Source organism: Aerococcus sp. BD502, assembly GCF_057919555.1.
In genome coordinates this window covers 1,526,658-1,549,713 of record NZ_CP147972.1, presented here as the reverse complement: position 1 = coordinate 1,549,713, position 23,056 = coordinate 1,526,658, and the positions used below count along the sequence as shown (strand labels likewise).

At 41.9% G+C, this 23,056-nt stretch carries 22 protein-coding genes; 1 reads left to right on the top strand and 21 read right to left on the bottom strand.

Annotated elements, in window-relative coordinates:
• Positions 1-6: 6 nt before the first annotated feature.
• The 13 genes from WF803_RS07465 to alaS form a co-directional block, all read right to left on the bottom strand.
• Positions 7-1,803: a VirD4-like conjugal transfer protein, CD1115 family gene (locus tag WF803_RS07465; protein ID WP_349054532.1), complete on the bottom strand. Its 1,797-nt coding sequence runs from the start codon at positions 1,801-1,803 to the stop codon at positions 7-9.
• Positions 1,796-2,530 (bottom strand): BRO family protein, encoded by a 735-nt coding sequence (locus tag WF803_RS07460; RefSeq protein ID WP_489610874.1) that lies wholly within the window; start codon positions 2,528-2,530, stop codon positions 1,796-1,798. Before WF803_RS07460 ends, WF803_RS07465 begins: the two co-directional genes overlap by 8 nt.
• The gene (locus tag WF803_RS07455) at positions 2,527-3,012 is read right to left on the bottom strand and encodes a PcfB family protein (protein WP_000606600.1); all 486 of its coding nucleotides are present in this window, start codon (positions 3,010-3,012) and stop codon (positions 2,527-2,529) included. Before WF803_RS07455 ends, WF803_RS07460 begins: the two co-directional genes overlap by 4 nt.
• Positions 3,005-3,832: an ATP-binding protein gene (locus WF803_RS07450; protein ID WP_489610873.1), complete on the bottom strand. Its 828-nt coding sequence runs from the start codon at positions 3,830-3,832 to the stop codon at positions 3,005-3,007. Before WF803_RS07450 ends, WF803_RS07455 begins: the two co-directional genes overlap by 8 nt.
• Complete coding sequence (locus tag WF803_RS07445) at positions 3,829-4,602, bottom strand: replication initiator protein A (RefSeq protein WP_489610872.1); 774 nt, start codon at positions 4,600-4,602, stop codon at positions 3,829-3,831. The genes WF803_RS07450 and WF803_RS07445 overlap by 4 nt, the downstream gene beginning before the upstream one ends.
• A 159-nt stretch (positions 4,603-4,761) precedes the next feature.
• Complete coding sequence (locus tag WF803_RS07440; RefSeq protein WP_489610871.1) at positions 4,762-5,538, bottom strand: histidine kinase dimerization/phosphoacceptor domain-containing protein; 777 nt, start codon at positions 5,536-5,538, stop codon at positions 4,762-4,764.
• A complete protein-coding gene (locus tag WF803_RS07435; protein ID WP_489610870.1) occupies positions 5,535-6,227 on the bottom strand; it encodes a LiaF domain-containing protein in 693 nt (230 codons plus the stop codon). Before WF803_RS07435 ends, WF803_RS07440 begins: the two co-directional genes overlap by 4 nt.
• Positions 6,228-6,284: 57 nt before the next feature.
• Positions 6,285-6,764: a transcription elongation factor GreA gene (gene greA / locus WF803_RS07430; RefSeq protein ID WP_489610869.1), complete on the bottom strand. Its 480-nt coding sequence runs from the start codon at positions 6,762-6,764 to the stop codon at positions 6,285-6,287.
• A gap of 148 nt (positions 6,765-6,912) precedes the next feature.
• Positions 6,913-8,046, bottom strand: coding sequence for an endolytic transglycosylase MltG (gene mltG / locus WF803_RS07425; protein ID WP_489610868.1), 1,134 nt, complete (start codon positions 8,044-8,046; stop codon positions 6,913-6,915).
• 34 nt (positions 8,047-8,080) lie between these two features.
• A complete protein-coding gene (locus WF803_RS07420) occupies positions 8,081-8,356 on the bottom strand; it encodes a DUF1292 domain-containing protein (RefSeq protein WP_489610867.1) in 276 nt (91 codons plus the stop codon).
• On the bottom strand, positions 8,340-8,792 hold the full coding sequence (gene ruvX, locus WF803_RS07415; RefSeq protein ID WP_489610866.1) for a Holliday junction resolvase RuvX: 453 nt from the start codon (positions 8,790-8,792) through the stop codon (positions 8,340-8,342). The genes WF803_RS07420 and ruvX overlap by 17 nt, the downstream gene beginning before the upstream one ends.
• A 1-nt stretch (position 8,793) precedes the next feature.
• Positions 8,794-9,051: an IreB family regulatory phosphoprotein gene (locus WF803_RS07410; RefSeq protein WP_489610865.1), complete on the bottom strand. Its 258-nt coding sequence runs from the start codon at positions 9,049-9,051 to the stop codon at positions 8,794-8,796.
• A 75-nt stretch (positions 9,052-9,126) separates the two neighbouring features.
• Positions 9,127-11,787 carry an alanine--tRNA ligase gene (alaS, locus tag WF803_RS07405; RefSeq protein WP_489610864.1) on the bottom strand — a complete coding sequence of 887 codons (2,661 nt, stop codon included), beginning with the start codon at positions 11,785-11,787 and terminating at the stop codon, positions 9,127-9,129.
• A gap of 375 nt (positions 11,788-12,162) precedes the next feature.
• Here alaS and WF803_RS07400 point away from each other — a divergent pair, with 375 nt between their 5' ends.
• Positions 12,163-13,221 (top strand): ISNCY family transposase, encoded by a 1,059-nt coding sequence (locus tag WF803_RS07400; protein ID WP_489610863.1) that lies wholly within the window; start codon positions 12,163-12,165, stop codon positions 13,219-13,221.
• Positions 13,222-13,501: 280 nt separating this feature from the next.
• Here the strand turns inward: WF803_RS07400 and WF803_RS07395 are convergent, their stop codons facing one another.
• The 8 genes from WF803_RS07395 to WF803_RS07360 form a co-directional block, all read right to left on the bottom strand.
• The gene (locus WF803_RS07395) at positions 13,502-14,932 is read right to left on the bottom strand and encodes an ISLre2 family transposase (protein WP_489610582.1); all 1,431 of its coding nucleotides are present in this window, start codon (positions 14,930-14,932) and stop codon (positions 13,502-13,504) included.
• A gap of 451 nt (positions 14,933-15,383) precedes the next feature.
• The gene (locus WF803_RS07390; protein WP_489610862.1) at positions 15,384-16,280 is read right to left on the bottom strand and encodes a GIY-YIG nuclease family protein; all 897 of its coding nucleotides are present in this window, start codon (positions 16,278-16,280) and stop codon (positions 15,384-15,386) included.
• A gap of 131 nt (positions 16,281-16,411) precedes the next feature.
• Positions 16,412-16,525 carry a hypothetical protein gene (locus tag WF803_RS07385; protein WP_489610861.1) on the bottom strand — a complete coding sequence of 38 codons (114 nt, stop codon included), beginning with the start codon at positions 16,523-16,525 and terminating at the stop codon, positions 16,412-16,414.
• Between the two features lie 286 nt (positions 16,526-16,811).
• Positions 16,812-19,265, bottom strand: a complete 2,454-nt coding sequence (gene recD2 / locus WF803_RS07380) for an SF1B family DNA helicase RecD2 (RefSeq protein WP_489610860.1) — start codon at positions 19,263-19,265, stop codon at positions 16,812-16,814.
• A gap of 82 nt (positions 19,266-19,347) precedes the next feature.
• Positions 19,348-20,469, bottom strand: coding sequence for a tRNA 2-thiouridine(34) synthase MnmA (gene mnmA, locus WF803_RS07375; RefSeq protein ID WP_489610859.1), 1,122 nt, complete (start codon positions 20,467-20,469; stop codon positions 19,348-19,350).
• 80 nt (positions 20,470-20,549) lie between these two features.
• The gene (locus WF803_RS07370) at positions 20,550-21,509 is read right to left on the bottom strand and encodes a glutathione S-transferase C-terminal domain-containing protein (RefSeq protein WP_489610858.1); all 960 of its coding nucleotides are present in this window, start codon (positions 21,507-21,509) and stop codon (positions 20,550-20,552) included.
• 153 nt (positions 21,510-21,662) lie between these two features.
• A complete protein-coding gene (locus tag WF803_RS07365; RefSeq protein WP_489610857.1) occupies positions 21,663-22,001 on the bottom strand; it encodes a carboxymuconolactone decarboxylase family protein in 339 nt (112 codons plus the stop codon).
• Between the two features lie 85 nt (positions 22,002-22,086).
• Positions 22,087-23,031, bottom strand: a complete 945-nt coding sequence (locus tag WF803_RS07360) for a linear amide C-N hydrolase (RefSeq protein WP_489610856.1) — start codon at positions 23,029-23,031, stop codon at positions 22,087-22,089.
• Between the last annotated feature and the right edge of the window lie 25 nt (positions 23,032-23,056).

The following is a 23,056-nucleotide window of genomic DNA, read 5'->3' as shown; positions in this document are numbered from 1 at the left end:
GTAAAATCAAATGTTTAACCTATTTATTTTATAACTAGATTTTAACTTTACCTTATCTCTATTTGTTAGATACTCTTCAACATCAAACAAGTTCTTCTTATCATAATCTTCCAACAACTTGTAATTCTTATGCTTTGTAATATCAAATTTATCAGATAAGAAAGGTCTTACTCCTCTTAGTTGGTATATACACTTACCACCATCCATTACAGTTATTTCATCTTGGCTCATAAGTTCCTTACCAGTTTTTTGGTAATTTAGACCAAAAGATTTTTGGTTGGATCTTGTTTCTGATGTGTTATATAGGTCTATGGTTTCTTTTCCTAAGGTTTCAGATAATTCTTTTACTGTTGTTTTTTCTTTTCCCCCTAGAAAGAGTGTAGAGTCGCAGTTACCAACTATTGTATCTGCATGGTCTTTATAGATTGCTTTTAATTGAGATTGTGCTTGTAATATTATGCTTGCTGATATTTCTCTTGAACGAATTGTCGCAATCAGTTTTTCAAATTTAGGAATCAAACCAATATTTGCAAACTCATCAAGTAGACACCTAACATGAACTGGAAGTCTTCCACCATACACATCATCTGCCTTGTCACATAATAAATTAAATAGTTGAGAATACATTATTGAAACTACAAAGTTAAAGGTATCATCTGTATCTGATATTATTACGAATAAAGCAGTTTTTCTATCTCCAATTTTATCGAGTTCTAATTCATCTTCGCTCATTAGTTCTCTAAGCTCTCTTATATCAAAAGGTGCAAGTCTTGCTCCACAAGATATTAGAATTGACTTAGCAGTTTTTCCTGCTGCCAGCTTATATTTTTTATATTGCTTAACTGCAAAATGACTTGGATCTTTCTTTTCAAGAGCTTCAAAGAGCCTATCAATTGGGTTCATATAGGTTTCGTCATCTTCTCTAACCTCACTTGCGTCAATCATATCCAAAAGTGTCTTAAAGTTCTTTTCTTCTTCTGGTGCTTCATAATAGATATAACCGATGAGAGCAGTGTAATATAGCTTCTCAGCCTTTACCCAAAAATCTTCTCCTGCCTTTTCTCCATCTCCCTTGGTGTTGGCGATAATTGTTTGGACAAGTTTTAAAATATCTTTTTCACTTCTCAAATAAGCAAATGGATTGTATTTCATAGACTTTTTAAAGTTTATTGTATTTAAAATCTTTATGTCATATCCATTTTCATAAAGCATTTTTCCACACTCTAACACAAGTGTGCCTTTAGGGTCTGTTACTACATAAGAAGAGTGCATTTGCATTAGATTTGGCTTTACATAAAATCTTGTTTTACCCGATCCAGAACCACCTATTACTAATACATTTTTATTTCTAGCATATTTAGGATTTTTAGGTCTTGAGTTCATTGTAAGTCTTTCAGTATTAGTTATAAGAACATTGTTTTCAAACTTAGGGTCAATGTATGGAGCAATATCCTTGCTTTCTCCCCATCTTGCAGATCCATATTCTTTACCTTGCCTATATTTCTTTTTATTTTTTCCTTTGCTATAAACAATTAACTTAACAAGACCAGCAACTGAAATACCTACTAACAAGTCCCTTGGATTAAGGCTTGGTATATAAGATAAAGTTCCTATATCAGAAATTCCCACCATTATTTTATCAATAATATCTCCTCCTACATAAGAATTGATGTGCTTAGAAAAGATATTTCCAATGTAGAAGAATGATAGATAGGGAATGTTTGATAATATAAATTTCTTTGGGTTGTCTATTTTAATTAGGTTTTTAATATCAGAAAGAATGGCTTCTAATATCTTATTCATCGTAGAAACCTTCACTATCTAATAAAATTAGTAGGTAGTGTCTTCCCTTTGGTGTTATAAATGTTTGTATTCCTACAAGTGTACCTAGTGGATCAATCCATTCTTTTACTTCAAAATATCCCTTATTCTTATCTGCATAAGGTAAGAGCTTCTTTTTCTTATCTCTATAAATTAATCCCTTATCCATTAAAAAACTTATAAACTGATTTTGTGGTATTCCTAACTCTTTGGCAGTATTTCTAAAGTTTGTAAGTAGATTATAATCTACTAATTTGTCATAATAGTCTGCCTTTGGTCTTAATTCGTCAATTTCTTCTTCTCTCTCGGCAATAATTCTATTGGCTACAAGAATTGCATCTGCAAGTAGCTCTTCATTTGTTTTCTTTTCTTGCCCTACTATATATCCTCCGTTTTTTCTAATACTTGGTAAGACTTCTCTGGTTACCCAAGCTTTGAATATTTTTGCTTGTGGTAGTTTTGATGAGAGGATAAGCGAATATAATCCTGATTCGTTAATTATTGAAATATTCTGTATTCCTCCAGGGGTGTTCCATTTCGTTACACCCTTATCTTCCTCATCTACATGGTCATAAACAGCTTTCCTCGGATTGACATATCCCAACATAGTTGCTACTTCATTAGCTATAAAGAAAAACTCACCGTCTTTTTCTATAACAGTGAGTTTCCCAAAATTCTTATTTTCAAATGTTTTTAAATTACTTATCATAAGCTTTGCTCCTTATGTTTATTTTTAACTTTATCTTTGCTGATGGTGTCCTTAGCCATATCTTTAAACTTATTTATTGTCTTTGTTATTGAATCTTTTCTATCGGCCTTTCTTTCAGAAGCCTTAACTGCTTTTTTAAAGGCGTGTTCCATTACTTTTATATCTTTAGATTGAAAAAACACAGAGTGGTTGCCAGTTTCCTTATCTTTCATAACAGAAAACTTCACTCCGTGTTTATTTAAAATTTTCTTTAGTTCTTTTAACTCAGGATCTTTTAGATTAATTTCTTCTAACTGTCCCTTTTTAACCATATCCTTTAGCTTTACTTCTTCTCCATTATTTTTTATTACATTTTTCAAGCCTCCTTGTTCTTCTATTTGCTTGTGTACTTTCTTTAAGGCATCAAGAATTGCTTTACTTGTTGCTTTTGCAAGTCTTACTTCAAGATTAAGACTCGACCTAGATACTTCTTCATTAATCATCTATTCCACCTCCATATAAAAGTAACTCTTTGTATTTTCTTAACTTCTCTTGATGGATTTTTCTTCTAAAATCTTCTCCCGTAACTTTAACTGGTATTGCCATTTCAAGTATTCTTGAATATATTCTCTGATACTCAAGTTCAATATTAGGATTTTGAATAATTTCCAATGATAAGTTTGTAGTGAAAATTGTCGGCCTACCCTTTAAGTATCTTGAGTTTATAATGTTATATACTTGCTCTCTTGCATAAGATGTATCCCTCTCAATTCCAAGGTCATCTAAAATCAACAAAGGAATATTTGATAGGTTATCTATAATTTCATTTGAATCAACCTTAAATGCAGATTTTTGTATTTGATTTATAACCTGAGATAAATTCATAATCTTAACTTTAACTTGTTCTCTTTCAATTAATTCATTTGCAATAGAACAAGCAAGATAAGTCTTTCCACTGCCAACATCTCCATAAAATAAAAGTCCAACATTGTCTTTCTTCATTTGCTCAAAACTCTTGGCATAATTGTAAGCAACCTTGTAAGCTTGACCTTTTTCATTTAAGAATCTCTCAAAAGTATATTGGTGTTGGTTTGGCGATGAAAAACAATCTCTTTTTAGCGATGATATTCTCGTTAATATTTCTCTTTCTGCATTTTCCTTATCTCTTTTTATTTCACATTCACATTTAATTCTTGGAATAAACTTTGTAAATCCAAGATCAAGTAATTCTCCATCAACTCTTTTACCGCATACCTTGCAATAGATATTTCCATTTCTTTCAATATCATTTTCTCTTAATACAAAATCTTTTAAGTTTTTCATAAACTCTCTCCTATATCGTAATTCATTTTTCTTGTTGAATTGTCATTAATATTTTTTCCCTGATCATTAAGATACCAATTGATTATCGTTGCCTTGTGGTCTTGATACTCTCTGTTATTTGCTTTCATATATGACGACAGCCTATCAATATATTCACTAATTCTGCTTCCTAACTCATCTGTTAAGTCCTTGTATTCTTCATCAGTTAAAAATATGTTTTTATATATTCCATAAGGCTTTTGTCCCTTACTAAAATCATTCTTTCTTAACTCATTATTACTAATATTGTTATAGTTACCTTCCGATTTTCGAAAATCTTGACTTTCGATATTCGAATCTCTTGAATTTCGATTATCGAACTTCTGGAATTTTGTTTTTCGAACTTCTTGATTTTTTAATTCCATATTATTAAATATGCTCATAAAGTCTTTAACATAAATTCTGTTAGGCTTTCCAAGTCCTTGCCTTTTCTTTTCAATCAGTCCTATTCCTGACTTAATATCAAGTTCGGCTATTAATTTATTTGCTTTTTCACTTGCACAATTAAATTGATCTTTTATACTTTCAATTGTGTAATAAATAAAGACTTTTCCATCTTCATCTATCCAGCCATTTTTATATGAAAGACCCATTCGATTAAGCATATATGAATACAAAACTTTAGCTTCAATAGAAATGCTCTCAAAAATCTCATCTTCCATCAATACCATAGGTAACCTAATGAAGTTATACATTTCAGATTGCCTATTATAAAAATAATCAAAATTCATCCTTACCTCCTTTCTGTGAAATAAAAAAGACGACAGAATTTTTGATTTTCTATCGTCTGAGATTTACATATTAAATTTTCATCACAAAATAAGACTCTTTAAAGAATCCTTAGTTTTATTGGTATGCTATTTACAATACCCATTGTTGAAATGGATACTCTAAGCAGCACACCAACTATTTATTTTTTGAGTTTTAAACTTTGGTAGAAGTCTTGAACTCCTTATATTTACATAACTATTTGCCTCTATCACTATTATGACACGAAACCCCGTCGCCAAGTCACGCTCAGCCAAGCCAACGGGTCTAAGATGAAGAAGTAAGGCCCGCAGTTCATTCTGAGCTTGCTGGGCTAGCAGACCGACTTGCTGAACAATTTTTTGGTATTGCTTATCTTCAGGATCAAGTAATTCCATCGTTCCTAAAAGCATGGTCAGAGCAAACAGATCCTGGCTCACCGAATCATGAATTTCACGGGCCAGCCGGTGGCGCTCCTCCCAGATAAGCTGATCTTTGTTTTGGTTGGCTTCCGTCAAGCTGGGCCTTCTTAATTTTTGCTCCCGCAACTTTAAGCGCAGGTCTTCCAGTACTTGGGCTAAGGCGGCTAATTCCTCATTCACAGCGGGACTAAAGTAAAATATCGACGGGGCAAAGCGGCCGATTGCGTTATTTTGACCTGTCGACTTTAAGCGATTTAGCCAAACCCGAAAGGCTTCCTCCTCATGGTAGAGCAAGTAATAGGTCGCCCCCGCCAGCAGCAAGCTAAAAACTAAAGCCAAGGCCAAGAACAGGAGGCCATACCAGACTAGACGTTTCCAAGCCATTTGGCCAAGGTCGCCAAAGAGGGGGAAGGGCCAAAAATGGAGGACACTTAGGCCAAAAAGGAGTATTAAAAGCAAATTCATCACGAAAAACAGCCAGAGCCGGCGCCAAATCATAGAAACACCACCTCGACATCCCCATACAATTGGTAAATTTGCAAGGCCACCAGGGGCTGCTCCTTGGCAGCTTGATGAGTCAAATATAGCATTTTATTATTTAAACCATATTGCTCATCTTGCCAAGCAACCACCGTCCGAAAGCCATGGATGCGAGCTTCGACCCCTAAGCCAGGCGGCACAATAATTTTAAGCCGGCCATACACCTGTAAAAAGCTTAAATTGTGCTGGCCTGGGCTAAGTAATAGGGGGGAAAGGTCCACCAAACGCTCGCCAAAAAGCGAAACATCGGCAGGTAAGTCGGACTTTGGGGCCACCTCAAGATAATGATAGCCAAACCAGCTGCTAAGCTGCAGCCACCTGTTCTTTTGGGGAGGGGGTGAATAAGCTTGCAGGCGTTTTCCTTGGACTAGGTTCTTCCGCTTCCAAAGCCAAAGCCCTAGTAAGCTCAGAAGTAGAGCTAGGGGAAAATAAGGCTGTAACACGAAACTTAAGGTGACTAAAAAAATACCTAGAAAAATGAGCAAGGTTTTTACAGCTGAATTTTGACCCAGCCCAGCTCCTTTATGTGGCCATAGCAATAAAGCTAAGAGCGCTAGGCCAATAAAAAACAAGGGCAAAAGCCACCATTGCAAGTAAAAACCATAACCTAAAATAAACAGCAGCATAAACAAAATTAGCTGTGACAAAATCCCCATGGTAACCTCGCTTCAAAGTCTAAAAAAGGAACGGGTCAGCCGTTCCTTTTAAGCGCGTTCGACTCCCACTAAGCGGACCTTAAAGCCGCCACCAGGAGTTTCAATAGCCACTTCATCACCCACATGCTTGCCCAAGAGGGATTTAGCAATGGGTGATTCATTAGAAATCTTACCGCTCAAAGGATCAGCTTCCGCCCGACCTACAATGGTATAAGCTTCCTGTTCCCCGTCCGGTAATTCCACAAAGGTGACCTTTTTACCAATCGATACTTCATCTTCTCTAATGGCATCTGGGTCAACGATTTCTGCATAGCGCAGCATTTTCTCTAATTTAGCAATTTGCCCTTCCACAAAAGCCTGCTCGTCTTTGGCGGCTTCATATTCCGAGTTTTCCGAAAGGTCACCATAAGAGCGGGCAATTTTAATTCTTTGCACAACTTCTGGGCGTTTATTGACTTTCAGATCTTCTAATTCATTTTCTAGGCGTTCCTTGCCTTCTAATGTCATGGGATAGGTTTCTTCAACCATAAGATCCCTCCTTATATTTTTCTTACAAGCTAATAGCAATAGGTTAGCACGTTGCTCAAATTTTTGCAACTGCTACTTTAAGTCTGAATAAACAAAAGGAAACGCCCAAAATTGGGCATTCCTTTTCGTCAGCTCACTGCTTATGTGATTATTCGGGTTTTTCTTTTTGACTAACTTCCTCCGCCACTTCTGGACTCACATACTGGTCAACGAGTTGTAAATGTTCCTCATAAGTTTTGGAGTAGTAAACCTTTCCAGTTTTAAGGTCAGCCACAAAGTATAAAGCATCGTTAGCTTTGGGTTTTAGGGCCGCCTCAATCGCCTTAAGGCCCGGATTATTGAAGGGCCCTGGCCCTAAACCTGCATGCTGGTACAAGTTATAGGGAGAGGCCTCTTCGGTATCTTCTACCGTGACATAGGCATCATGCTTATTCAAAGCATAAAGCACAGAAATATCCGATTGCAAGGGCATATCCTGGGCCAAACGATTTCTAAACACGCCACTGATCATGGCCCGATCTTCATCCTGACTCGCCTCGGCCTCAATGAGGGAAGCTAGGGTTAAAAGCTCGTGCCAGCTTAAGTCACTGTCTTTTAAGGCGCTGGCATGCTGCTCTTCAATCTTCGCCGAAGCAGCGACCATTTGACTGATTAAATCCTCCAAGGAATTCTTTTCTGCCACTTGGTAAGTTTCCGGGTATAAGTAACCTTCCAACTTATAGCGAACGGCCGTGTTTTCGCTAACGTCTGTGAGCAAATCTGGATATTGCTTTAGTAATTTTTGGAAAAGCTTGGGATCCTGCACCGCTTTTTTAAAGTCTTTGGCAGAATAGGCCGTTTTTTGGCCCACCAAATCAGCAATTTGCTCAATATCCGCTCCTTCGGGAATGGTGAGCTGAGCCTCGGCATTGGCACGGCCACCTTCTTTTAGGATATTTAGAATTTCCTCATAGTCAGCCTGGGCCGGAAATTCGTATTCCCCAGCTTGAACTTGATTGAAGTGCTCCAAACGCAAGTACACCTTGAAAAGGAAGTAACTATTCACGACATCAGCCTCAGCTAATTGCTTGGCGACATCATCTACCGCACTGCCTTCTTTAACCGTGACCACCTGGTCTTCTGTGTGGACGGTTCGGTAGGCCTTAAAGCCAGCTAGGCCAAAGCCCAAAGTCCCCGCTGAGGCCAACAACAGTAAGAGGCTAAAAATGATAATCGTCACTTTCAAGCCCCGTTTTGGGGCGCGACCGGGTTCTAGCTGTCGTCCTAATTTTTCTTTTGCCAAGGGCTAACCCCCTTTCTCTAGAAGCTTGCTTGCACTAATTTTCTTCGATAAAGGTATTCAAGACTTCTTCGACCATATCCCATTCCTCGTCTGTTTCAATGGCTTGCAGGATACCTTCTTCCCCATTTTCATCTTCCACATAAGCGAAAGCTTGCAGCTCAACCTCGTCACAGCCCAGCGTTCCTTCCGGATAGAGAAGGACATAGGACTTATTGAAATCCTCTGACTCAAAGGTAAAAAGAATTTCAAAATGCTGTTCTTGGCCGTTTTCATCGACAATTGTAATTTGGTCATTATTCGTTGTTGCCATGTGTCTCTCCTTTACTTTGCTGGTCAAGGTAAGTTTGCAAAATAAAAACAGCCGCCAATTTATCAATGACTTGACGTCTTTTCTGACGGCTAACATTGCCTTCTTCAATAAGGAAACGTTCCGCTTGCATTGTTGTTAAGCGCTCATCCTGGTAAATGACTTCGACCGAAAAATTTTCCTGAACAGCTGCTCCATAAGCCTGGGAAGCTTCGGCTCGAAAGCCCTGACTGTTATTCATATTTTTGGGCAAGCCAATCACCACGCGCTTAATCGCATATTGCGAGAGTAATTCTCCTAAACGTTTTAAGCCGAGGTCTCCTTCTGTTTCTGCAATGGGAATCACTTCTAAACCTTGGGCAGTCCAACCCAGAGGATCGCTCACCGCTACCCCTACCGTCCGACTGCCCACATCTAAACCTAAAACACGTTCATACATCTTAATGCGTATGCTCCATGTAGTACTTAATCAGCTCTTCTAAAATTTCGTCACGTTCATGGTAACGAATTAAGTTCCTTGCCTGCTTGTGACGAGGAATATAGGCAGGGTCGCCGGATAACAAGTAACCTACGATCTGATTAATCGGATTGTAATCCTTCTCCACGAGCGCTTGGTAGACAATCTCTAAAGTCTCCCGCACATCGCGTTCATTGGATTCATCAAATCGAAACAATACAGTTTCATCTTTCACACTCATCCCAGCACCTCCTCATCTCTATTTCTTCCATTCTACCCAAAATAGGCTGAATGTACAACTATTGAAACTTTTACTTTACTTTAATTCATCTAAAACTTTAGGCAAAGAAGCCAGCATTTCCGGAATGGCAGCCGGATTTTTACCGCCCGCTTGCGCCATGTCAGGCCGGCCACCGCCGCCCCCGTTAACCATAGCCGCTAGGCGTTTGATCACATCGCCCGCCTTATAGCCAGCCTCAATGAGCTCGGGAGTGAGGGCAACCAGTAAATTGGCTTTTTCGCCTTTTGCCGTGGCTAACAGCAATAATTCCGAAGGTTCTTTTTGCTTCCAGTCATCATAGATGGCCCGTAAATCATTCATATCACGATTTTCCAAGGCTTCCGCAATATAAGAGATGCCGTCATGCTTTTTCACATCGCCAAAAATTTCACTGGCGGCCGCTTGATTGGCCTTAGCTTGTAGGCTTTCAATTTGCCGGCTTAATTCATCTCTTTCCGTTTCTAATTGCTTAAGCCGGCTAAGGACAGCCCCATCTTCAATGGTTTTAAGCTCCCCTTTGACTTCTTCCAAGAGGCTTTCCTTGTCATTCATATAAACTAAGGCCTGGTCTGACGTGAGAGCTTCCATCCGCCGAATGCCGGAACCGATGCCTCCTTCTTGGGTAATCTTGAAGAGGCCAATTTCCGCGGTACGGCGAACGTGGGTTCCCCCGCACAGTTCTTTGGAGAAGTCACCTACTTCGACCAAGCGCACTTGCCCATGGCCAAACTTATCGTATTTATCCATAAAATGAGCTTGGGCTCCTGCAGCTTTCGCCGTCTCCACATCGGTCAGCAGCGTTTTCACCGGAATATTTTCACTGATTTTTTCATTAACGAGGCGCTCAATCGCCAGGATTTCCTCCGGTTTTACAGGGCCAAAGTGATTAAAGTCAAAGCGCAAGTAATTAGCGTTCAGCAAAGAGCCCGCTTGGTTCACATGCTCTCCTAAGACTTCCTTCAAGGCTTCATGCAGCAAATGGGTAGCGGTGTGATTGCGGCGAATCAATTCACGCTCGTGGGCATCAATGACCAGTTGAATTTTTTGTCCGACGTGCAGCTCATTGACCACTTCAATTTCATGAACATTTTGGTCATTAGGAGCGTGCTTGACATCCACGACCTTGGCCAGCAATTGACCCGCTTCATCATAAATAGCTCCTGTGTCAGCCACTTGCCCCCCACGTTCGGCGTAGAAAGGGGTTTTGTAAGCGAGTAGGTAACCCTGATCGCCAGCATGTAAAACTTGCACAAATTCATCGCCATCAAGCAGGTCACTAATCTCACTCCAAGCTTCGTCATGCTCATAGCCCACAAACTCACTAGCGCTCGTAATGTCTTGCAAGGCCGTCGCTTGAACGGCTAAGCCGCCTTGCTGGCCCCGGGCTTGCCGGGCGCGCTCGCGTTGGGCTTCCATGGCTTTATCAAAACCGGCTTGATCAACTCGCATTTTTTCCTGCTCTAAGTATTCAGCTGTTAATTCCAAGGGAAAGCCAAAAGTATCATAGAGCATAAAGGCTTCTTCGCCGGGCAATTCTTCCTGGCCGGCCTCCTTAAAGCCAGCCATTAAGCCTCGTAAAATCTCCTCCCCTTCCGCGATTGTTTCTTGGAATTTGCTCTCCTCTTCAGCAATCACTTTTTGGATAAAAGCTTGCTCCTGAATAATTTCCTGGTAGTAAGAGCCCATAATCTCTCCCACAATGGGAACCAAGTCTGCTAAAAAGGCGCGGTGAATGCCAAGGTGCCGGGCATGCATCACACTCCGACGAATCAAACGGCGCAGGATATAGCCCCGGCCTTCATTGGAAGGTAGGGCATGGTCGCCAATCGCAAAAGTTACGGCCCGAACATGGTCAGCAATCACCTTAAACGATACATCTAAATTTTTATCTTCACCGTAGCGTTGGTGATCAGTCAGGTTTTCAATGGCTTTCAGCAAGGGGACAAAAAGGTCCGTTTCAAAGTTGGTCTTCGTATCTTGGACGACACTCACCATACGCTCTAAGCCCATCCCCGTATCAATGTTTTTTTGCTTTAAGGGCTCATAAGTCCCATCAGGTAAATGATTGTATTGGGACATCACAATATTCCAAATTTCCAAGTAGCGCTCATTTTCACCACCTGGGAACATTTCAGGATCATCATCAGCGAGCACTTGGTACTTTTTCCCCCGATCGAAGAAAATTTCCGTACAAGGCCCACAAGGCCCAGCCCCGAGATCCCAAAAGTTTTCTTCTAAAGGAATGAAGTGCTCATCACCCAAGCCCGTGACCTCCTGCCAAATCGCTAAGCTCTCGTCATCATCAGGATGGTAGGTGACATAAAGCTTCTCGCCTGGCAGGCCATACCATTTTTCATCAGTTAATAATTCCCAGGCCCAGGCAATGGCTTCTTTTTTATAGTAATCGCCAATGGACCAGTTCCCCAGCATTTCAAAAAAGGTCTGGTGGCGGGCAGTCACACCAACATTTTCAATGTCATTCGTGCGAATACATTTTTGCACATTGGCAATGCGGGGATTCTTAGGAATCTCTGACCCATCCAAATAATGCTTCAACGTCGCGACGCCGGAGTTAATCCAAAGCAAGGTCGGGTCATTTTCAGGCACGAGGGAAGCACTCGGTAGGCAGTCATGGCCCTTGCTCTCCCAAAATTCAATCCAACGCTCTCTAATATCTCGACTGGTTAATGCCTTCATTATCTCATCCTCCATCAGGAATTTTCATAAAAAATAAAAAGTGATCTTACAAATAAGGGCGCCCTGACGCGGTACCACCTTACTTGTAATATCACTTGATATTACCTCTCCATCCTTGTTATCGCGAGTGCGGTGAGCTTTCACTCACATACTGATAGGGAGCCATGTTTTGTTGAATGCTTGCACCGTCCATTCTCGCTAAGGAAAACACGATGGCCTATCAGGTTTAGAACGTCCTAATTATAAGTAATAAATAGAGCCGTGTCAACTTTTAGTTAAAACTGGTGTCATTCATGTGTCATTCACAAATGATATTGTCTACTTAATTAACAAATGAAAATGTCCATAAACTGGTAAAATAATAATTATTAGTTTATGGAGGATCAAGATATGAAGGAGTATTTAACCGTGAATGAACAGTATCGCTACGACGTGATTAAAGATCTAGTGAATGACCGTATTTCAAAAGCTCGAGCTTGTGCCAAATTAAACCTCAGCGCGAGACAAGTTCAGCGGCTGGTGTGTCGTTATCAGACCCAAGGTCGCCGAGGTTTCCGCCATGGCAATGCAGGTCGACAACCGACGACAACCATTGCCGCATCAGTGAAAGAACGTATCATCGAACTCTATCAAACTAAATATGAGGGGTTTAATCTGACGCATTTTCGTGAAAAGTTACTCGCCTTTGAAGGGATTGGGGTCTCTTACACGACCTTACGGACACTATTTCGCGACCATCTCATCATGACGCCCAGAACCAGCCGAAAAGTGAAGCGTCAAATTCAAAAAGAACGCGAAAAACAAAAAAAGACGCCCTTATCAACGTCTTCCCGTGCAGAAGATACCTGCAATTCTATTCCTCTTATTCCAGCCGAACGTGCTCATCCCACCCGTGAACGAAAAAAATATTTTGGCGAGCTTTTCCAAATGGATGCTTCCGAACACCGCTGGTTTGGTGATCAGAAATATCACCTTCATGCGGCTATTGATGACGCCACAGGTCAAGTTGTGGGGGCTTATTTCGATCGACAAGAAACCTTACGAGGCTACTATCAAGTCACGGAACAATTTATTCAACAATATGGCATTCCCGTCCGCATTTTAACCGATAATCGAACGATCTTCGCTTATAAAAAAAGCCAAGACCCCAATCTTGACGGTGGAGTCCTGACTCAATATGGTTATGCTTGTCAAACGCTGGGCATTGCGCTGGATACGACCAGTATTCCTCAAGCCAAAGGCCGTATTGAACGTCTGTTTAATACCTTCCAAGATCGATTAATTAACGAAATGCGCCTGGAAAATATTACGTGCGTTGAACAAGCCAATGCTTTCCTAATGGCATACCTTCCAACGTATAATCATCAGTTCGCATTGTCCATTAAGGATAGCATAAACGCTTGCGTAGATCTAGATTCTAGTCAAAATCGTTAGTGTCAAGCAATGCTCGGTCAATCATAAAGAACTCTATCTCGTATCTAATTATTCAAAAGTCACTTCGTTTTTGTGCTAAAGGACGCTGCGTTGAAAAGCAGTGGCACCGGCTTACGCTTCATAGAAGCTTACGCCTGACCGTCCTATTCTGGCTCTATGTCGTTGGATAGGCCTCGCTACGCTCACCCTATCGGCACTCCGAGAGCCAGATATACGGACGGCCTGCTAACACTGCTAACGCAGGTCTTTAGCACGCACTCCGTGTCTTTTGGCGAAGCAGCTAACAAAATGTATGGTATAATTTCCCGACCATACTGCTTGACACTTCACTTGGAATCGTGCCCTGATGGGCACCACAAGAACTTTGTTGCGGCCTGTGACATAGTATTGCCCTAACAATCCCTGGATATTCGGGTATAAATGGGCTTGTATTAGCTTCAATATCTGATCGAACAGCTTCTTCAAAACAATGATTAGATTGAGCGGTGATAATGGCAGCCATTGCTGCTGCGCCTTGACGGGTCCAATTTCGTCCTTGCTTTTTCATGCGATAAGTATAAAGCCGATGGCCTGCTTCACAAACGCCACCGGAAAAATGGTTTGGTAAGCCTCGCTGCTCTGCTGGTTTAATGAGTAACCAATTCCTTTGAAGATAAGCTCTTAGAGCTTCAATTTCAGCCAAAAACTCCTGATGATGGTGCCAGCGACTTTCACAGGTCTCCAAAGTAACTTGAACTCCTTCGAAATCATAAGCCTTCACTTTTTTAATGACCAATTGACGTATTTTATGATCAAAAAATAGGCGCGTTCTGATTTTTTGAATGACATGAAATTTATCGCAGAAATGTTCATGCCGAAGGCATACCCCAATCATCTCGTTAAAATCTTCCTCCGTATAACCACTGCCACCATCCGAATTAGAAATCACAATCGTTTGATGTAAATCATAGTAGGAGTTAAGAAATCGGCTAACTTTTTCTCGAAGGGCTGCACTAGATTGAACAGAAGAAAAATAATGAGCTTGAATAAGTTGATGCCGCGAAGTGGATCGATCGACGCCTTCATAGAGAGTCACACGGTGTAGTTGAAGATGTTTTGTCCTTTTCCCTTTTTTCTTCTTCTTAGTGATTAAAACCCCATCCCCTTCAATGTACAGAAAAGGAACGGATCGTTTTTGAGAGTAAGCCAGTTCCTTCTCTTCTGCTTTTTTATTCTCAAAGCTTAAAATTTTTTGCCCAATTTCTTGAACAATATGATGTGCGGTCTGATGCGAAATACTAAAAGGCATTAAAGCATTGAAGGCTTCTGCAGTCGCACGAAAAGTTTGCTTCGTACAAAGCTGGGCAATTTTTTCTTTGACCTGAGAAGAAAGATGACTTCTTGCTTCTAGTCCTAAACACAAATCTAGGGGAAGAAAGCTAGAGTGACCTTCTTTTTTCATCCGACAGCGTCTAAAAGTGACGGCACCAAACATAAAACATAGTGTGCGTGGTTCATAGCGAGCAATTTTCCAGCCTTCGGCTTGGTATCTTTGAATTAATTGCTGATCAAGTTGAGTGAAAACCGCTGCAAGACATTCACAGCAAAAATTGCTTAATATCGGATAAACAAGATCTTCAAAGTCACCTAAAGATGAGCAATTTTCCGTCTTTTTTAGAATATCTGTGATAATATCATTCATGAGGACATCTTCTTTCTTTTTTTTGATCAACTTAAAGATAGATGTCCTTTTTTTATTTTTCAAGTCTTACCGAGCATAATTTTACACTAAGGTCAAAATCTCGATTATATTCTAGCTATTTTTAATGAGCGAGTCATCGATCGCGGTCACGCCATTAAATACAAAAATAAAACGTATCGCTTACTTGATCAAAACGGCCAACAGGCCTATCTTCCCCATCGCACTCGAGTTCAAATTATTGAAACTTACCAACAAGAATTATTCGCTAATCATGCGAATCAATTATATCGATTAGAGGCTATCCCACCACATGAACGCTACTCCAAGGAGCTGGATCTCAAACTCTTTATATTTGGATACAATTTAATACGTGAATTTTATAACCATTATTTTAGAGTTTTGCACACCCTCTTGTTATAACCATTAAAAGGTATAAAAAAAGACGATATTGCAATCGCATATCGTCTCGTACCTGTTATTACTACTTCATTTCATTTTCTTCTAAGTCTTTTAAACTCATACCGTTTTCAGTTTTCCAATGTGTTTTCCCATTTGCGTTAGTTCCTAAAACAAAGGCAGCTGCGTAGGATGGACTGTTGAATAAATAGTTCTTGCTTATTCTACCATCAATAATCTCATTTTTATTTATGCATTCCTTTCTCAGCTCCTTAATTGATTTTGGAATGGCAGTAGAATCTATAATTTCTATCATACTATCCTTTAGTACTACAAAACCTTCATCTGTTCTTTTGCATTTTGCCTCTATCAATCTATTTGACTTACCACTTTTTCTAGAAAGATATAGCAATAGTTCTTTATCGCCATTATTTTCACTTGACTCTTTTGGTGTTCTATCAACTATAGGAACGAATAGTTTATACCCTAGTACACCAAGAACCATTTTAGAATACTCTATAAAATCTTCTAAATCTGATTCTTTTTCTTCCGTTACATTCCCAGGGTTTGGGTCGTTTCCATTTCTTACTTTGTATCTATCTACATCGATAGCCATGTTAGTAAATTTATTCTCTAAATAAGAAATTTCTGTAGGCCCAAATGAGTTGTTTTGTGTTGTTAACATAACTGCATCAGAAAAATAAATTTCATCTTTTAAGTGTTCTGCTACTCTAAATAAAACACCTTCACCATTTTTCCTTATACCAGCTTGACCTATATATACTTCGTCATCCCCATTATCATTCTTGCCAAATAAAAAATATACTCCACTTTGCTTTAAATCTAGTCTATCTTTACATTTATCAAGATACGTCCTTGGAATTTTATATGCAATGCCTGTCCAATTTGATAAAGTACACTTTATTCTTCCCGTAACTTCTCCATCCATTAAAAAAAGATTGAAATTTTTGCTGTTTTTCATCTTCGCACTCCAAACATTAAATCATTAAATATATTATACCATTTTGAAATGTTTTTATTTGTATATTTCTAAAAATTAAAAAAGCCTGATAAACTCCTAAATTAGAAATCTATCCGGCCTTATTATTCCTATTAAATTAATTCATTTACTCTCTTCTGAACCGCTTTATAATCATACCCAGCGTTAGTTAAGCTTCTTTTTCTTTCAAGTTCCGGAAAGGAAACAACGAAAATCCTATATTCCACCCCTCACTCATCCTTGGCTCATTCAAAATTATTATCTCTTTCGTAAAAAACAAACCCTTCTGAGAGAGTAATGTATAAAACGCTCAGAAATGGAATGAACGACCGCTTGAATGTGAAAAAATCTGCCTCAGGTTTAATTGGGTAAAAAAATTGAATTGATCTTTCCGTAGAGTTCGTTCCGTTTCTGAGTGTAAAGCAAGCGAAGCGCGCTAGCTTTTTCACCCAAAAAAGTGTAAGCAAAATTGCGTATTTTTCGGACAAAGTCTTTTGCGATTGGCACTTTTAGTTAAAACTGGTAGGGGGAGAGGCCTTCCATCCCGATCAAAGGGTCAATACTCCCCTGAGCGACCATCCTGGGGGTCAAGTGCGGCGGTCCAGCACTTGGTTTTGGGCTGGGTCCTCCTGCCCCTGGGGTCAAAGCAGGGGCTTCCTCCCGCCCTTCTGTCCCCGAGCTTCCTGCTCTTTTTTCTTTGCTTTCGGCCGTCTCATCGAAGGACGTTTCCTTCCCCTTAAGGAAATGGAGCAGTAGGGTATGGCGTCCATTATCGGGCGTTAAAACAGCCTGTTCAAAGGCTTGTGGCTCGCCGCAAAGAATCAGGGCCTGCTTCGCTCTAGAAACTGCCGTATAGAGTAAATTACGCTTAAGCATCCGCCGGTAAGCTGAAACGAGCGGCAGGATGACAATCGGAAATTCGCTGCCCTGGGCCTTATGGATGGAAGTGCAATAGGCCAGCGTCAACTGATTCCAATCCGAGCGGCCATAAGTGACTTCGAGATCATCATCAAAGGCCACCACAATTTCATCAGTTTTACTCTCCGTCTCTTTGGCATAAAAAATGGCGACAATGCGGCCAATATCCCCATTAAACACATTCAATTCAGCCTGGTTTTTGAGTTGTAGCACCTTATCCCCAACGCGAAAAATCCGCTCAAAAATGCTCACTTCCCGGCGTTTGCCGTCTGGGTTAGGGTTCAAAGCCTCTTGGAGCTCTTGGTTAATTTGATCAATCCCACTCAAGCCCGCATACATGGGCGCCAAGACTTGCACATCCCACATCTGGTAGCCCTTCTTCACGGCGGCCTGGCTCACCTGACGGAGCAGGCTGTTTAACTGCTCCTTATGGGCATAAATAAAGGATCGGTCCCCGTAACGCTGGGTCAAATCCTTAGGGATGTGGCCTAAACGCACATCGCGCGCTAAGTAACTGATGGTAGAGTCATCACTTTGCCGGTAAATCTCCTCTAAATGCCGGCTGGGCACTTGGCCAAAAGCCAGTAAATCATGTAAAACCTGACCCGGACCGACGGAGGGCAGCTGGTCGGCATCACCCACTAAAATTATTTGCATGTAAGGGGGCACAGCCATCAGAAGCTGGGCCATGAGTTGGGTATCGATCATGGATACCTCATCGATAATCAAAAGCTCACCTTCTAAGCCGAGCGTTTTATCCGGCTCCTGAAGAAAAGCCTCCTCCCCCGTTAAACCAAGCAGGCGGTGGATCGTCCCCGCCGGATAGCCAATCACCTCACTCATCCGCTTGGCCGCCCGGCCGGTGGGAGCCGCTAATTGCAAAATGGGTTCTTCGCTGGACTGCATTTGCCCATCACTTAAGGCATTCAAACGCCGGTAGCACTCGACCAAGCCTCGGAGAACTGTCGTCTTCCCCGTCCCTGGCCCACCGGTGAGAATATAGAGATTACTGCCCAAGGCCTCCGCAATCGCTTGGCGTTGCTCGGCCCCGTAATCCATATTAAATTCGACTTCTAAATCATCTAAGACCCTAGCTATTTTGGCTTTTGGGTAAGTTTTTAAGGCATCTTGCTGGCAAAGCAAGTGAATTTTTCGAGCGATCGTCTCCTCAGCTTCATAGAGCCAAGGGAGGGCAATTTGCTCACCCTTTCTTTTCAGTTCGCCCTGCTCCACTAAGGCCGCTAATTCCGCTGCGATGGCAGCCTCACTGATGCCTGGGGTAAATGCCCCATTTAATAGGGCCTGTGTTTTGGCTAAGAGCTTCCCTTGGGACATGATGGTATCCCCCGCTTGGTAGGAATACTCTAATAAGCAATAGTAAAGGCCCCCTTGAATCCGGGCCGCACTGTCCATGGCTAGGTTTAATTTTTCCGCCAATTGATCGGCATGCTTAAAGCCGAAGCCTTCCACATCGCGAATCAGTTGGTAGGGATTCTCCCGCAAACGCTCTAACGTTTCCCCACCGTAAACATCATGAACCTTAGCCGCCAGTGGCGTGGAAAAGCCTAATTTAGCGAGCTGAATAAAAATCTCCTGGTTGCCTTGCTTGGCTTTCAAATTTTCCCAGAGCATGATTTGCTTTTTACGACTGAGGCCTTCCACATGCTGCAAGGCTTTGGAATCATTAAGGATTGTTTCGATCGCCTCAACGCCCAATTGTTTGACAATGCGGCTCGCTAAAATTTGCCCAATGCCTGGAAAATCAGGCCCAGATAAATAGCGAATCAGGCCGTCCTCATTCGTAATTTGCACGGTCTCATAGGTTTGGCACTGGAATTGGACACCGTAGCGGGGGTGCGTCACCAATTCGCCCATAAATTTATAGGACATGCCCTCTTGAATACTGGCGAAATGACCGGTCACAACAATTTCCTTCTCCGAAAAAAGGGTATTGGTTTCTTCGATGTGAATACGCATCACCCGGTAGAAGTTTTTCTCATTCACAAAATAAGTCGCCGCAAGCTCCCCAATGATAAAGCTCTCTTCCATCATAACCGCCCTTTCTTCTGCCTTTTATTCTAACACAAAAGCACCGTTTGCCGGTGCTTTAATAACAATACTATTCCTTATTTTACTGGTATTGGCGTTTTTCACCCTGGGCATAGGCGGCATCGATCGTCCCGCCACCCAAACACTCTTCACCGTCATAGAATACAACGGCTTGGCCAGGAGTAATGGCCCGGGCCGGCTTTGCAAAGCTTACCCTCAAGACGCCCTCTTTTTCTAGACTGAGGGTGGCTTTAAGGTCCTTTTGCCGGTAGCGGGTTTTTACCGTGCAGGTCAAGGGGAGCTTGGGCCACTCTGACTGGGTAAAGGAAATATCACTCGCCAAGAGGTAATCGGCGTAGAGATGAGGATGATGGAAGCCTTGGCCGACGTAAAGTTCATTGGCGGCTATATTTTTCCCGACTACAAACCAAGGCTCATTACCGGCCTTAGTCCCTCCAATACCTAGGCCTTTCCGCTGGCCAATGGTGTAGTACATGAGACCATGATGTTCGCCCATCACGTCACCCTCCAGAGTTTTCATTAAACCTGGTTTCGCCGGCAGGTAATGGCTGAGAAATTCATTAAAATCACGTTCACCAATGAAGCAAATCCCGGTCGAATCTTTCTTATGGGCGGTTTTCAATTGCTGCTCTTCTGCAATTTGCCGCACTTCGGTCTTGGTTAATTCACCAATAGGAAATAAGGCCCGGCTCAATTGCTTTTGTGATAATTGATTCAGGAAATAAGTCTGGTCCTTATTGCTATCCACCCCGCGTAGCAGATGGGTATGGCCATTTTTATCGCGGCGCACTCGGGCATAATGGCCCATGGCAATGTAATCCGCATCTAGTGCTTCTGCGTAGTTTAAGAAAGCCTTGAATTTAATTTCCTTATTGCACATGACATCGGGGTTAGGGGTCCGATCGCGCTTGTATTCCTCTAGGAAATACGTGAAAACGCGGTCCCAATATTCTTGTTCAAAATTGACCGTATAATAGGGAATGCCTAACTGGTCGGCCACTGCCCGCACATCTTGGAAATCCTCTGTGGCCGTGCAATGCCCATTTTCATCCTCCTCGTCCCAATTTTTCATAAAGAGGCCAATAACGTCATAGCCGGCCTCTTGGAGGAGGTAGGCGGCAACACTCGAATCCACCCCGCCACTCATCCCGAGAACGACACGTTTTTTCGTATTTTCTACCACTTAAGCACCTACTTTCTCAAGCTATTTTACAGTATTAAAGATTAGCAGGCTTGCCCGAGAAAAGCAAGCCTAGCTCTTGGTTACGCTTCTTCATCTAAGTAAGACATATCTGGCCCTAGCGGGATACGCGCTCTTTCCTCATCTTCAGGATTAAGGTAGTAGAGCTCCTTAATATGGTTAAAGTCGACCGTTTCTTTGATGCCGTCCATATTGTAAATGCGTTTTAGCCAAGCCAGTAAATGAGGGTAGTCCTTAATTTGCTTTAAATTGCACAAAAAGAGCGTATAGTAAACCGCGTCAAAGCGAATCAACGTCACAAAAAGAAAGATATCTGCCGCCGTAAAGTACTCCCCACAGAGGTAGGCTTGCTTTTCTAAACGTTCCTCAAAAGCATCCAATTTCCGGAAGAGGCGCTTAACTACATTTTCATATTTCTTCTGCTTATCCATGCGCTCAGCCGCATAAACCCCAAAGACGACAGGCTGTAGCATTTCCTGGTAAGCATCCGCAATGGCCTCCTCCTGGCCTTCGGGATAGAGGGAGATGGTGTCTGGTAGCATTTTAGCAAATGCCGTATCAAACATTTTAACCAGGTCGACTGATTCTGTGGAGACGATTTGCTCGGTTTTCTTGTCATAAAGTAAGGGCACGGTCACTGGGCCCGTGTAATTGGGATCAGCATGAATGAAGATTTCGTGCAGGTAGTCCGCATCCATGACCGGATCCTTATCCACCCGATCCCCTTTTGCAAATGACCAGCCTTTTTCCGTTTGCTTCGGATTCACAATTACCAAGTCCATGACCTGGTCTAAGCCTTTTAATTGATAGGCCATCGCTGCTCTGGAAGCAAAGGGGCAGCCAAGGGAAATATATAAAATGTAGCGATCTTTTTCGGCGGGAAAAGCCTTATGGCCTGCAGGGGCCTCCTCGCCTTCAGCAACCAGCCAGCCCGTCACCCCACCAGAAATCTTACTCTCATCAATATCTTGGTCACGCATTTCTTGGCTTGTTAGCCATTTGCCATCCACCAATTTACCCATCATCATCACCTTTCTAAATTTTCTCTCATTCGTAGAATAGCATAAGCCTCTTAAAATGACGATTAATCTGTTTCCAGTAAAAAAGCCTCCAGGCGTTAGAAAATTAACGTCTTGAGGCTCTTGCTTCGTTCTTACTTGTTCCCTAGGAAAAAATTAGTTATCAGAAGCGAATTCTTTCATGACTTGGTAGGCTTTAACCCCATAAGAGAGGCCGGGACCTCCTTGCATCATCGTGGCAATTTCAATAACAGATTTGGCTTCTTTCAGAGTGACACCAGCTTCTGCTGCCCGTTGGCCGTGGGTAATGATGCAGCCTTCGCAACGTAAGGCGATCGCCAAAGCGAGGTAAATCATTTCTTGTGTTTTGAAGTCCAGAACGTCACGGTCTACTTTGTCCAGTAGGCCTAAGAAATCAGGAATAAATTCACTGTCCTTAGCAACTTCTCCCATTTTCTTTTCTGAGTCCTTAAGGTAATCGGCAAATTGTCCCAAACTAATCTTCCTTTCTGAAGTGACTAGGTTTTCAAACACATTCATTATAGGCTTTAAACTTACTGATGACAAGTTAATTGCTTCTTTAAGCTTCCGTTATCCTTTGCGCCTTAAACTGATCGGAAATGGTCCAGATTTGCCGGCCTTTTTGGGGATCAATATCAGCAAGGCGATAGGCTTGGACAGTCGGGGCATGGGTCCCTTGCAAATACAAACTGGGTTCACTCGTACTGTAAGCACAAGTGTAGAGGGTATGGGTGTAAGCATCAAACTGTTGATTGTGGAAGAAGCCCTTGGGCAAGGCGACGGTTCCCATGATGCGGAAGAAATGTCCTAAGGCTTCAGTTTTACTTTGGGCTGGGACTTGCATTTGGGTGAGGTAAAAAGCACGAATGAAGCGCGATTTCGGATCATAGCCTCCTGGCAGGCGCTTGGCACTTTGAAACCTTTTTAAGTCGTTCAGATCGATGAGTTTTTCCAAGGCCTTAATGTGCTTAGGAAAAGCAGGCGCATTGGTCATCACTTGATAGGGGTTGTCGTAAACGAGCAATTCCCCATTTTTAGGCTCTAAGACGATAGTTTGCCCCGTGCGGTCCGTAAACATATAGTGAAAATCAGGGCAGAGCACCTTCTCGCCTTGGGCATTATGTTTGGCCAGCCGAATATGCGGGAGGTCAGCCCGTAATTCAGCGATATTACGGTAATAAGACAAGGCATAGCCCAGGTAATGAAAACTGGACATGTTCTTATAACCAGCCTTGGGAGCCTGGGCGTACAGTTTTGACCCAAAAAATTCATTGGTGAGTCCAACCAAGCCATAGTCATTAACGCCATCCTTTAAAGGATCCATCCGACGAAAGCCCACACCCAGCGTGCGATAACGGCGTTTATAAATTCCTCCTAGCAAATTATCTGCTGCCCAATAAGTGGCGGGCTGGTAAAACACTTGGTAGCTGACTGGGGCTTGAATATCCATGGTTCGCCCCAAAATCGCTCCTTTGGGGTAGGTAACTTCAATAGCGGTACACATAAGCTCCCCTCCTTCTATTTTTTCC